At 60.1% G+C, this 12,220-nt stretch carries 12 protein-coding genes, 1 pseudogene and 1 riboswitch; of the genes and pseudogenes, 7 read left to right on the top strand and 6 right to left on the bottom strand.

Annotated features, from left to right (window positions below; all coding sequences use genetic code 11):
- Positions 1-31 precede the first annotated feature (31 nt).
- Complete coding sequence (locus EYC95_RS05555) at positions 32-310, top strand: hypothetical protein (protein ID WP_131059467.1); 279 nt, start codon at positions 32-34, stop codon at positions 308-310.
- A gap of 260 nt (positions 311-570) precedes the next feature.
- Here the strand turns inward: EYC95_RS05555 and EYC95_RS05550 are convergent, their stop codons facing one another.
- Complete coding sequence (locus EYC95_RS05550; RefSeq protein WP_131059466.1) at positions 571-1,737, bottom strand: 1-acyl-sn-glycerol-3-phosphate acyltransferase; 1,167 nt, start codon at positions 1,735-1,737, stop codon at positions 571-573.
- A 139-nt stretch (positions 1,738-1,876) separates the two neighbouring features.
- Here EYC95_RS05550 and EYC95_RS05545 point away from each other — a divergent pair, with 139 nt between their 5' ends.
- From EYC95_RS05545 to EYC95_RS05535, 3 genes are read left to right on the top strand one after another with little or no spacing between them, the layout of a single operon-like run.
- A complete protein-coding gene (locus tag EYC95_RS05545) occupies positions 1,877-2,059 on the top strand; it encodes a CPXCG motif-containing cysteine-rich protein (protein ID WP_131059465.1) in 183 nt (60 codons plus the stop codon).
- Between the two features lie 9 nt (positions 2,060-2,068).
- Positions 2,069-2,329: a putative signal transducing protein gene (locus EYC95_RS05540; RefSeq protein WP_131059464.1), complete on the top strand. Its 261-nt coding sequence runs from the start codon at positions 2,069-2,071 to the stop codon at positions 2,327-2,329.
- Between the two features lie 35 nt (positions 2,330-2,364).
- Positions 2,365-2,988, top strand: coding sequence for an SOS response-associated peptidase (locus tag EYC95_RS05535; RefSeq protein ID WP_046048287.1), 624 nt, complete (start codon positions 2,365-2,367; stop codon positions 2,986-2,988).
- Between the two features lie 99 nt (positions 2,989-3,087).
- Here the strand turns inward: EYC95_RS05535 and EYC95_RS30975 are convergent, their stop codons facing one another.
- Together EYC95_RS30975 and EYC95_RS30970 are read right to left on the bottom strand one after the other, a co-directional pair.
- On the bottom strand, positions 3,088-3,831 hold the full coding sequence (locus EYC95_RS30975; protein WP_371928407.1) for a methyl-accepting chemotaxis protein: 744 nt from the start codon (positions 3,829-3,831) through the stop codon (positions 3,088-3,090).
- A gap of 111 nt (positions 3,832-3,942) precedes the next feature.
- Positions 3,943-4,140, bottom strand: a pseudogene (locus EYC95_RS30970) (HAMP domain-containing protein); the annotation flags it as partial.
- 1,361 nt (positions 4,141-5,501) lie between these two features.
- Here EYC95_RS30970 and EYC95_RS05525 point away from each other — a divergent pair.
- Positions 5,502-6,320 carry a M48 family metallopeptidase gene (locus EYC95_RS05525; protein WP_131059462.1) on the top strand — a complete coding sequence of 273 codons (819 nt, stop codon included), beginning with the start codon at positions 5,502-5,504 and terminating at the stop codon, positions 6,318-6,320.
- Positions 6,321-6,442: 122 nt separating this feature from the next.
- On the opposite strand, the gene EYC95_RS05520 is transcribed toward EYC95_RS05525, so the two are convergent.
- The 3 genes from EYC95_RS05520 to EYC95_RS05510 form a co-directional block, all read right to left on the bottom strand.
- Positions 6,443-7,027 carry a TMEM165/GDT1 family protein gene (locus EYC95_RS05520; RefSeq protein WP_131059461.1) on the bottom strand — a complete coding sequence of 195 codons (585 nt, stop codon included), beginning with the start codon at positions 7,025-7,027 and terminating at the stop codon, positions 6,443-6,445.
- Between the two features lie 90 nt (positions 7,028-7,117).
- Positions 7,118-7,240, bottom strand: a riboswitch (yybP-ykoY riboswitch).
- 40 nt (positions 7,241-7,280) lie between these two features.
- Entirely contained in the window at positions 7,281-8,279 is a 999-nt protein-coding gene (locus tag EYC95_RS05515) for a class I SAM-dependent methyltransferase (RefSeq protein ID WP_131059460.1), read from the bottom strand.
- Positions 8,280-8,312: 33 nt separating this feature from the next.
- Positions 8,313-9,278 (bottom strand): 2-hydroxyacid dehydrogenase, encoded by a 966-nt coding sequence (locus tag EYC95_RS05510; RefSeq protein ID WP_131059459.1) that lies wholly within the window; start codon positions 9,276-9,278, stop codon positions 8,313-8,315.
- 237 nt (positions 9,279-9,515) lie between these two features.
- On the opposite strand from EYC95_RS05510, the gene EYC95_RS05500 reads away from it, so the two are divergent.
- Together EYC95_RS05500 and EYC95_RS05495 are read left to right on the top strand one after the other, a co-directional pair.
- On the top strand, positions 9,516-10,145 hold the full coding sequence (locus tag EYC95_RS05500; RefSeq protein WP_131059458.1) for a LysE family translocator: 630 nt from the start codon (positions 9,516-9,518) through the stop codon (positions 10,143-10,145).
- A gap of 163 nt (positions 10,146-10,308) precedes the next feature.
- Entirely contained in the window at positions 10,309-11,991 is a 1,683-nt protein-coding gene (locus EYC95_RS05495) for a fatty acid--CoA ligase (protein WP_131059457.1), read from the top strand.
- Positions 11,992-12,220 lie beyond the last annotated feature (229 nt).

The raw sequence follows: 12,220 nt of genomic DNA, 5'->3' as shown, positions 1-12,220 counted from the left end.
GTCCGCCACACCTGTTTTGCCGAGGTCCGTGATGTCGTTGCATTTGATTTCGCTGTTCACCAACCATCCCGCCAAGTTGATCAACCTGCTGGCTTTGCTGTTGGCCTTCCCGGGCGGCTGGCTGCTGCACGCTACTCGTCGCCGCGAACAACGCGCCATGGCCAGCCTGGTCGCCCAGCGCCAGAGCCGCCCGAGCGAGGAGCCCATCCTGGATTGGGCAACCTTGCGTATGAACCGGTTCTTCTACCGTTTCGGTTTCGCCTGCCTGGGGTTGGCGTTGCTGGTGTCGTGGATCAGCACCCGGTTTTGAATCTCTGACGCAGAACCCTGTGGTGAGGGAGCTGATGTGTTGAGAGGACTCTGTGGCGAGCGGATTTAGCGAAACGTCGCACCGCCCCGTTCGGCTGCGCAGCAGTCGTAAAATCGGTACCCACGGTATGTCTGAAGAAATGTGATTGCAGGTTTCGGGACTGCTGCGCGGTCCAACGGGGATAAATCCCCTCGCCACAAAAATGTTGTGTCAGGCAAATAGAAACGGCGCCCGAAGGCGCCGTTGTTGTATCCGGGCAATTACAGCGGTAAACCAGCCTTGACGCGATACTGATTACGCACCGGCGTCGCATATTGCAGCACCATGAACGGACGATGTTCCTCAGGGCAGTCTTCCAGACGGCGTTGCCATTCTTCCTGCGCCTTGGCCAGTTCATCCGCCGCAAACATTTCGGCAGCTTTCGGCACCTGCAGTTGCGGGTCGGCGTCCTTCCACTGGGCGTAAGCCAGGTAGTGCACCGGGAACAATCGGTAGCCGCCGAGGATCTGCCGGTCCATTTCGATCGCCAATTGCTTGGTGTCGTCGAACAGTTCGGTGATCGGCGCGGCGAAGTTCACATGCACCCGGCCTTTGTAGCCGGTGATGCCCTTGGCGATGCTGACGTCGTCCTCACCCGGGACTTTGGTGTAGCTGCCGGTGGTAGCGCGGATGAACAGCTCGCGAGCCTTGGCCTGGTCGCACGGGTCGTATTCGTAGCTGATCGACACCGGGCTGACGTTAAGCGAGCGGATGACTTCGCCGAACGGCTCGTCCTTGCGGCTCATGTGGAACATTTTCAGGATCGCCGACTCGGTGCGGTCGTCGCCGTCCTTGGCCCGGCCTTCGGCCTGGGCGATCCAGATCGAGGCGCAATCGTTGCGGATCGAGTGGTTGATGTAGGCCGACAGCAGCTGATACGCCGCCATCTTCTCGCGGCGACCGGTGATCGAACGGTGCACGATGAAGCTCTTGTTCAGGCGCATCAGATCGCTGACGAAGGGCTTTTGCAGCAGGTTGTCGCCGATCGCGATGCGCGGTGTCGGCAGGCCGGCGTGGTACACGGCGTAGTTGACGAAGGCCGGGTCCATCACGATGTCGCGGTGGTTGGCGATGAACAGGTACGCGCTGCCGGACTTGAACTGCTCGACGCCGGTGTACGTCACACCGTCCGTGGCCCGTTCGATAGTGTGGTCGACGTACATCTCGACTTTATCCTGCAACGTGGCCACCGACCTGACATCGGCGAACTCACGGCGCAGCCGATGAGCTATAAGAGGTTTGAGCGCCCAGCCGAAAGCACCGGCAAAACGCGGGAAGCGGAAGTGGATGAGGATGTCTAGAAACGCCTTGTCGCCGAGCAGCCGGTCCAGCACCGCTGGGACTTCGCTATCGTCGTACGGTCGGATGGCATCGAATTCGCCCATCATGCTCTCTTGTTAGAAACGGCTAGGGTAAGTAAAGGTTTTGCTCGAAAACCAACGGGGCACGGTCTGAAAAGGTAGCCAGACAAAAATAGCCCTGCAAATAGACCGGCGATTATACGCATAAGTCACTTGGGAGACCGCGATGCTGGAAACTGCGCAGTATGAATGTCCGTATTGTGGTGAAGAGGTTGAGACGACGGTGGATCTGTCCGGGGGCGATCAGACCTATATCGAGGACTGTCAGGTGTGCTGTCGGCCGATAACGTTTGTGTTGCAGGTTGACGGAGCGGAATGGCATCTCGAAGTGTTCAGCGAAAACGAGTGAGGGGCGTCTATGCAGCGAATCTACGAGCCGGAAAACCTGATGGAAGGTGAGTTGCTGCAAGGCATGCTGGCCAGCGAGGGCATCGAGGCGCATCTGGTGGGGCGCGATTTGCTTGGCGGGACCGGCGAATTGCCGGTCTATGGCCTGCTGGGCTTGTCGGTGGATAACGACCAGGCCGAATACGCCCGCGAGCTGATCACCGCGTACAATGCCGCGCTGCCACTGCCCGGCGATGAACCGGACAGTTTTCCCGGCACGCTGGTCTGTTAGGCTGGCGTTCGTTTTACTGAGAGTCGTGTTGCCCCATGTGTGGACGTTATGCCCTGTTTCGCTGGAACCCCGCCTTCGCGGCCCTGCCTGGCTTCCCCGCCGATCAGCAGGCCCAGTGGAATATTTCCCCCAATGATTCGGTGTTGATGCTGCGTGCCGGCGTTGACGGTCAGCGTGAGCTGGCTCGAGCGCGTTGGGGGTTGACGCCGCCGTGGCTGACTGATCTGTCCCGCACTCCGGCCCATGCCCGGGCCGAAACGGTCGCCGAACAACCGATGTTTCGCCAGGCCTTGCGCGAACGCCGTTGCCTGCTGCCGGCCAACGGTTTTTACGAGTGGCGTGGTACGACCCGCAAGCGCCCCTATTGGCTGACGCCGGGGGAGGGCTCGACTTTGTTTTTTGCCGCCATCTGGGAAGCGTATCCGGTGCAGGAGCAGGTGTGGTTGAGCACGGCAGTGATCACCCAACCGGCGGCGAGTCAGCGTCGACCGTTGATTCTGGATGCGGCGGGGCAGGAGGCGTGGCTGAATCCTGAAACACCTTTGCATGCGTTGCAGGCATTGCTGGCCAGTGAGCCTGCGGCGTTGCGCGAGCGGGTGTTGGCGAATCTGGTGAATGATCCGAAGCTGAATGGGCCGGAGTGTTTGACCCCCGGCTGATGGTTGCCTGGGCTGACGCCTTCGCGGGCAAGCCTCGCTCCTACAGGGGGGATCACTTAACCCGTAGGAGCGAGGCTTGCCCGCGAAGGGGCCTTTGGATCAAACCTTGAACTGATTGATCAACCGCCGCTGCTGCTCAGCCAGCTTGGTCAAATCCGCACTCGCCGCACTCGATTCATCCGCCCCGCCAGCCACTTCATTGGCCACTTGCCCGATGTTGATTACGTTACGATTAATGTCATCCGCCACCGCGCTCTGTTCCTCAGCCGCGCTGGCAATCTGCGTGTTCATGTCATTGATCACCGACACTGCCTGAGTAATCGTCTCCAGTGCTTCAGCCGCTTTCGCCGCATGCTGCACGCTTTCGTCAGTACGGCTCTGGCTGTCTTCCATCACCCGCACCACATCGCGGGTGCCTTGTTGCAACTGCTGGATCATGGTCTGGATTTCTTCCGTGGCCTTCTGGGTTTTCTGCGCCAGGTTGCGCACCTCATCGGCCACCACCGCAAAACCACGGCCCTGTTCGCCAGCGCGGGCGGCTTCAATGGCCGCGTTCAAGGCGAGTAGATTGGTTTGTTCGGCGATCCCGCGAATGGCGGTCAGGATCGCGTTGATGTTCTCGCTGTCCTTGGCCAGGGTCTGTACTACGCCGACAGCCTTGCCGATTTCCACGGCCAGCACGCCAATCGAGTTTGACGTATCGCGCACAATCTGCATGCCCTGGGCCGCTGCCTGATCGGCATGGCTGGCGGCTTGCGCAGCCTGGGTCGCGTTGCGCGCCACGTCTTGCGCGGTGGCGGTCATTTCATGCACCGCGGTGGCCACTTGATCGATTTCGGCCATTTGTTTCTGCACGCCAATGTTGGTGCGGATCGCAATGTCGGCGGTGTGTTCAGACGAATCGCTGACGCTCTGCACCGACGTCACGACCTGGGTGATCATCGCCTGCAACTTGGCGAGGAACGTGTTGAAGCCTTTGGCGATCGAGCCCAGTTCGTCGGCGCGGTCGCTGGTCAGGCGGCGCGTCAGGTCGCCTTCACCTTTGGCAATATCGTCGAGCATGGCGACCATTTGCTTCAATGGGCGGGCGATACCGTGGCCCACCAGCCAGATCACCAGCAAACCGATGCCAGCGATCAACAAACCGACCATGGCCATGCCGAAGGTGTCGGACTTGCGTTGAGCGTCCAGGTCACCCTGAAGTTTTTGCAGGTCGGCCATCACTGCGTTCAATGGCAGTTGCAGCATCAAGGTCCAGCGCGCATCGGTCTGGCCGATGCCAAACGGCAGGTACAGCTCGATCCGGCCCTGGGCCTTGTCGACGGTGTAGGTCACTTCGCCGCGCTTGAGGTTAGCCATGTTGGCGATCTGTTTGCTGTCGAGAATGTCGCTGACTTTTTCGCCGAATTTGCTCGGGTCTTTGGTGTAGGCAACGATCCGGCCGTTACCGCCGATCAGCGCCATTTCCCCTGCGCCGCTGTACAGTTTCTGATTCGCGCCCAACAACATTTCCTGGATGAAGTTCACCGACAGATCGGCGCCGACGATGCCTTGGAAGGCGCCGTTGAGCATGATCGGTTCAATAAAGGAGGCGAGCATGACGATCTTGTCGCCGACCTTGTAGGGCGCGGGATCAATCACGCAGGATTTCTTGGCTTCTTTCGAACACAGGTAGTATTCGCTGGCGCGCACGCCAGTGGACAGGGTTTTCTGGTCGTCGACGTCCACCAGTTTGTCCAGGCCCAGGGTGCCGTCCTCGTTGCGGAACCACCACGGCAGGAAGCGCCCGTTGCTGGCGTCGATGCCGACCACTTTGGTATCGACGTAGGCCGCGTCGTTGTGGTCAAGCGCGTCTTTTTCCCAGCCTATATAAGTGCCGAGAATTTTCGGGTTCTTGACCACGTTTTCCTTGATCAGGCTGATCAACTGCTCACGGCTCAGGCTCAGCTGCGGCTGGCCATCGGCGCCCGGTGTGCCGATCAGCGCGTTGGCCCGCACCAGGCCGCCGGCGATCAGCAGCGGCGCTTCGAGCTCACGCTGGATCTGGCTGACCTGGGTTTGCGCCAGAGAGGTCAGGCGCTGCTCGATCACTTGCTCGAATTGCGCCTGGGTCCGCTCCTGGACCATGTCTTGCGTCCGCGCGCCAGAAAACAGTGCGTACAGCACCAGCGCGGCGACTACGCTAAGAACGATGGCGCCGGCGAGGGCTGCCACGGAAAACTGGATCGACTTGAATTTCATGGGTGCTCCGCACGCAAGAGGACGTCTGCGGAGGTTTATCGGCAGGAGCCTGGAGGGTCATGAGCGGGGTCGGGCGAAATGGCTGTTTTGGAGTGTTGGATGTCGCAAATGAATCATTGCGGGGCCGTTGTCGGCCGGGGCCAGCGTCGGTATGTGAATTTTTTCCTACGGCCATGAGAGCTTTGGCTGAAATGTGCGTCTACTCATCTGCGTAACTGGCGTCGATAACATTCCCGCCCAGGATACGCGCCATGTTTCCAGGGAGTTTTTTGATGAACAAGACATTGGTTGTGTGTGCGCTGAGTGCAGGTTTGCTGCTTGCCGGTTGTCAGTCAGTCAATACCACCAGCGGCGGCGCCGTCGGCGTTGAGCGTAAGCAGTACATGTTCAGTATGTTGTCCACTGACGAAGTCAACCAGATGTACGCCCAGTCTTATCAAAAGACTGTCGGAGAGGCGAACACCAAAGGCGTGCTGGACAAGACCAGTAACGATGCCAAGCGCGTCCAGATGATTGCCGACCGGCTGATTGCCCAGGCGCCGGTTTTCCGTCCGGATTCGGCCCGGTGGAAATGGGAGGTCAATCTGATCAAGAGCGACGAGCTCAACGCCAACTGCGGGCCTGGCGGCAAGATCTTTTTCTACACGGGGCTGATCGACAAACTGCAACTCACCGACGATGAAATCGCCGCGATCATGGGGCATGAAATTGCTCATGCCCTGCGCGAGCATGGTCGTGAAGCGATGTCCAAGGCGTACGGCGTCGAAATGGCCAAGCAGGGCGCTGGCGCGTTGCTCGGTCTGGGCCAGGACAGCCTGGCCCTGGCGGACACCGTGGCGAAATACGGCATGACCTTGCCCAACAGTCGTGGCAATGAAAACGAGGCGGACCTGATCGGCCTCGAACTGGCGGCCCGTGCCGGATACAACCCGAACGCCGCGATCACGTTGTGGAACAAGATGAGCAAAGCCTCGGAAGGCGCGCCGCCGGAGTTCTTGAGTACTCACCCGGCTTCGTCCAGCCGGACGGCGGCGTTGCAGGGGGCGATTCCGAAGGTGATGCCGTTGTACGAGAAAGCGCCTAAATCCTGATAGTCATGCAGTGAGGCTGCTGATGCCTTCGCGGGCAAGCCTCGCTCCTACAGTTCAGCGCATCCCTGTAGGGGCGTGGCTTGCCCGCGAAGAACGATAACGCGGTCTAACGACCTACCGCGTCAAACCCACCCACTGCTCTGCATCGCCTTGTACACCGCCACAATCGCCAGGATAAAGAACGCCGACGCCGCCAGGCGACGGATCAGGGTGAGCGGCAATTTGTCCGCCGCAAAGTTACCCGCCAACACCACGGGCACGTTGGCAATCAACATCCCGGCGGTGGTGCCGATGATCACCAGCCACAGTTCCGGGTATTGCGCGGCGAGCATCACCGTGGCGACCTGGGTTTTGTCGCCCATTTCGGCCAGGAAAAACGCAATCAGCGTGGTCAGGAACGGCCCGAACTTGCGGGCGGTGCTGGCTTCATCGTCGTCCATCTTGTCCGGCACCAGGGTCCACAGCGCGGTCGCGGCGAAGCTCGCTGCGAGGATCCAGTGCAACACTGCATCCGAGAAGAAACTCCCGAACCAGGCACCTACTGCGCCGGCTGCCGCGTGGTTGGCCAGGGTCGCGGCGACGATGCCGGCAATGATCGGCCAGGGTTTGCGAAAGCGGGCAGCGAGAATGAGCGCGAGCAGTTGCGTTTTGTCGCCGATTTCGGCCAAGGCAACGATTGCGGTGGGAACGAGCAGAGAGTCCAGCATCAGGGATTTTCCTAAGGGGCGGGTCGACACGGCTATGACACGTACAGCCTTCCCGCCCCGGGTAAGGTGTTCGTGTCATAGGTCTTGTCAAACCCTGCGATCCGTCTGATGCGGACGCTTGGGTCGCATACGCCATGGTCTGTTGACCAAGTATGTTGACGTATGCCGGACGAGCATGACGCTCGTGGGAGACTACTCCCCTAGGACGGAGCGGATTCTGCCTAGGCAAATCCGATTGGGCAAGCAGAAAGTTTTATCCACGCTTGGCCCGGTAAATCCTGAAACCCTGTCCTTCAGCCTTGATCGCGCACACGCCCAAGTGCTCTTCGATCAGCGGTTGGTACTTCAGGAAACTGTTCGCTACCAAGCGCAATTCGCCGCCGTTTTTCAGATGTTTGGCTGCTTTTCGCAGCAAATTCTCGGTTGCGAAGTAATCGGTATGGACGCCGACATGGAACGGTGGATTGCTCAGAATTGCACTCAAACCCATCGGTGCCGCATCGATGCCGTCACCGGTTATCACGTCGGCTTCCAGGCCATTGGCGGCCAGTGTCAGGCGACTGCTGGCTGCTGCAAACGCATCCACGTCCAGCAAAGTGACCTGATTGTGTGGATAACGGCGTTTCACGGCGGCGCCCAACACGCCCGCACCGCAACCGAAGTCGAGCAAGTGGCCGCTCGGCAACTTGTCCAGATGCTCCAGAAGCAGCGCGCTGCCACGATCCAGCCGACCGTGGCTGAACACGCCCGGCAGGCTGATGACTTTCAGCGGACCTTCGGCCAGCGGCAACTCATACGTCTGGGCCAGGCTTTCCAGCGACTTGGCTTCTGGCGCGTTGGCCACGGTAACCAGCCAGAGCTGGCAATGCCGCGCGCTGTCGAGCTTGCGTGGCTTGCCGAACGGGTTCAGTTGCTTGGCCGCGCCTTCTATGCCGCTGCGTTTTTCACCCACCAGGTACAACTCGCGACCGGCCAGGCGCGAGGCGAGGGCGTTGAGGATGTAGTCGGTCAGGTCCTTGGACTTGGGCAAAAACACCACGGCTGTCTCGAACTCACGCTCGGGCGCGTTCACACCAAAATGGCTGCGCTCGGCAAAACGCGCGTCCAGCGCAGCTTGATCGCCGGCGTGCCAGCACCAGCCGTGGGCATCGGGCAGGCGGCCCAGCAAGTCGTCGGCGGGCAAACCGGCCAACAGCACCGAACCCTGGAATAACTCGGCCTGACGAAGCAGTACTTCACTGCGCGGATCCATAACTGCTCCTGTGAAAAAAAGTGCCGCAGTCTATCAACTGACGACCCGCAGCGCTTTACCGCTGAAGTAGCCCTGCGCGTTTTCGGTCAACTGACCGACGATCCGCTGCCGCGCCTCGCGACTGCCCCAGGCGTTGTGCGGCGTGACGATCAGCCGTGGGATGTCATCGGCCAGCAATGGATTGCCGGCGTTCGGTGGCTCGACGCTCAGCACATCGGTGGCCGCGCCGCCCAGATGACCGTTGCGCAAGGCATCGACCAGCGCCTGTTCATCGATCAAACCACCGCGTGCGGTGTTGACCACGAAAGCGCCGGGTTTCATTGAGGCCAGTTCTCGGGCACCGATGAAGTGGCGGGTGTGCTCGTTGAGTGGGCAATGCAAGGTGAGGGCGTCAACTTGCGGCAGCAGTTCATCCAGCGGCAAACGATCCGGCCGGGCAGGGCGCCCCGGAATCTGGCCCAGCAGCACGCGCATACCGAACGCTTCAGCCAGCCGCGCGACCGCGCCACCCAATTCGCCATGGCCGAGCAGGCCGAGGGTTTTTCCCTCGAGTTCGACAATCGGGTAATCCAGCAGGCAGAACTGCTTCGCTTGCTGCCAGCGGCCTTCACCGACGGCTTTCTGATAATCGGCCAGACGCGTAGCCAGGTTGAGCAGCAACATGATCGTGTGCTGCGCCACCGACGGCGTGCCGTAACCCTGGCAGTTGCAGACCGTGATGCCGTGGGCGCGAGCGGCCGCGAGGTCGACGTTATTGGTGCCGGTGGCGGTGATCAAAATCAGCTTCAGGTCCGGGCTGGCAGCGATGGCGGCGGCGTCGATCAGGATCTTGTTGCTGATGGCCACGGTGGCGCTTTTGAGGCGTTCGATCACCTGCTCCGGCGCGGTTTGTGCGAACAGTTGCAAGTCGTCAAAGCAGTCGCGCAACGGGCTGAGGTCGAGATCGCCCAAATCCAGCGACGGATGGTCGAGGAAAACGGCGCGGCGAGAGTTCGTCATCAACTGTACCTTTTGTGCATTGAACTGAAGGCGTAATCTGCCGAGCCTACCAGATGAAACAAATGGTTACCCATTGCCAGGCTGGAAGCTGAACCTGTGGGAGCGGGCTTGCTCGCGAAGGCGGCGTGTCAGGTAACAAAGATGTTGACTGACACTTCCTCTTCGCGAGCAAGCCCGCTCCCACAGGGGGAGACCTTGTAAATTTCAATTAGACCGATCTGCCCCAGAGGAGCCCCCATGTACTGGACAGAGTTCTTGACCGTTGCCCTGATTCACTTGCTCGCCGTCGCCAGCCCCGGCCCGGATTTCGCCGTGGTGGTACGTGAGAGCGTGACTCACGGCCGTCGCGCCGGAACCTGGACAGCGCTGGGCGTCGGTACCGCGATTTTCCTGCACGTCGGTTATTCGTTGCTCGGCATCGGCCTGATCGTGTCGCAGTCGATCGTGCTGTTCAACGCCTTGAAATGGGCGGCTGCCGCTTACTTGCTGTACATCGGCTACAAGGCCTTGCGCGCTCAACCGGCCAAACCGGTTGCCGACGATCTGCACAAAGAAGCTGGCGAACGCACGCCGCGCGGCGCCTTCACCTCAGGTTTCGTGACCAACGGCCTGAACCCGAAAGCCACGCTGTTCTTCCTGTCGTTGTTCACCGTGGTGATCAACCCGCACACGCCGCTGGCGGTACAAGCGAGCTACGGAATCTATCTCGCAGTGGCGACGGCCGTATGGTTCTGCCTGGTGGCGCGACTGTTCAGTCAGCAACGCGTGCGTGCCGGTTTCGCCCGCATGGGCCACTGGTTCGACCGGACCATGGGTGTGGTGCTGATCGCCATCGGCGTGAAACTCGCGTTTACCGAGGCGCATTGATCGCGCAGTGCCCGACAGATAACGATTTCCCGCAAATGCTGGCGCAAAGCTAGCATTTGTACGGCTCTGCAAATCATTCCTTTGGCTGATTTGGCCGGCGTATAAGGGTTCTAGAGTGGTTACCTCTTAAAGCCAACACCGTGCAGTCAGAAAAGGGATTCTTATGTTGCAGACTCGCGTTATCCCCCCAGCCGAAGGCGCTTACCAGTATCCGCTGCTGATCAAACGGCTGCTGATGTCTGGCGCTCGTTACGAGAAAACCCGCGAGATCATTTACCGCGACCAGTTGCGCTACAGCTATCCGACCCTGATCGAGCGGGTCGCGCGGCTGGCCAACGTGCTCACGCAAGCTGGCGTCAAGGCCGGCGATACCGTGGCGGTGATGGACTGGGATAGCCACCGGTATCTGGAATGCATGTTCGCCATCCCGATGATCGGTGCGGTGATTCACACCATCAACGTGCGCCTGTCTCCCGAACAGATCCTCTACACCATGAACCACGCCGAGGACCGCTTCGTGCTGGTCAACAGCGAGTTCGTCGGGCTGTACCAGGCGATTGCCGGGCACCTGACCACGGTCGAGAAAACCCTGCTGCTGACTGATCTGCCGGAAAAAACTGCCGACTTGCCGAATCTGGTGGGCGAATACGAGCAGTTGCTGGCAGCCGCGAGCACGCAATACGACTTCCAGGATTTCGACGAAAACTCGGTCGCGACCACGTTCTACACCACGGGCACCACCGGTAATCCTAAAGGTGTGTACTTCACCCATCGGCAACTGGTGCTTCACACCATGGGCGTGTCGACCATCATGGGCGCCATCGACAGCGTGCGCCTGCTGGGCACCAACGACGTGTACATGCCGATCACGCCGATGTTCCACGTGCACGCCTGGGGCTTGCCGTATGTGGCAACCATGCTCGGGCTCAAGCAGGTTTATCCCGGTCGTTACGACCCGGAATACCTGGTGGAGCTGTGGCGCAAGGAGAAGGTCACCTTTTCCCATTGCGTACCAACCATTCTGCAAATGATCCTTAACTCCAAAGCCGCGCAAATCACTGACTTTGATGGCTGGAAAATTGTGATCGGGGGCAGTGCGTTGAACCGCACGTTGTACGAAGCCGCCAAGGCCAACGGCATTCAGTTGACCGCCGCTTATGGCATGTCGGAAACCGGACCGCTGATCTCGTGCGCGCACCTCAACGACGAGTTGATGGCCGGCACCGAAGACGAACGCACCACGTATCGCATCAAGGCCGGCGTACCGGGGCCTTTGGTGGAGGCAGCGATCGTCGATACCGATGGCAACTTCCTGCCCGCCGATGGCGAGAGTCAGGGCGAACTGGTGCTGCGTGCGCCGTGGCTCACCGAGGGCTACTTCAACGAGCCGCAGAAGGGCGCCGAGCTCTGGGCCGGGGGCTGGCTGCACACCGGCGACGTGGCGACGCTGGACAGCATGGGCGTGATCGACATACGCGATCGCATCAAAGACGTGATCAAGACCGGTGGGGAGTGGATCTCCTCTCTGGACCTCGAAGATCTGATCAGTCGCCACGTGGCGGTACGCGAAGTAGCAGTGGTGGGTATCGCCGATCCACAGTGGGGCGAGCGCCCGTTTGCGCTGTTGGTGATCCGCGAAGGGCATGAGATCGGGGCTAAAGAGCTCAAGGAACACCTCAAGCCATTCGTGGAATTGGGCCACCTGAGCAAGTGGGCGATCCCGAGTCAGATCGCCCTTGTTACTGAAATTCCCAAGACCAGTGTCGGCAAGCTCGACAAGAAGCGTATCCGCCTCGACATTACTGAATGGCAGGCCAACAACAGCACCTTCCTTTCGACACTTTAAGCGCCTTCTGGCGTGCCCAAAAGGGCACGCCAGCCCCACCAAGCAAGCGCTTGGCTTGTGAAATCCGAATTTTCAGCCATCCTTGCGGTGCCGACATGCGTCGGACTGGCGAAAGGACTGTTCCAGAGTGGCCGGCAGCTGCAAATCACACTTTAGAGGGATCAAGCTCTACTACCTGCTGGCTATAGTCCGCTCAAGGATTTTTAAGAACGGAGCAAACGCACAAAAC

Source organism: Pseudomonas sp. BGI-2 (assembly GCF_004310295.1).
GTDB lineage: Bacteria > Pseudomonadota > Gammaproteobacteria > Pseudomonadales > Pseudomonadaceae > Aquipseudomonas.
This window is presented reverse-complemented; position numbering and strand designations above follow the sequence as displayed.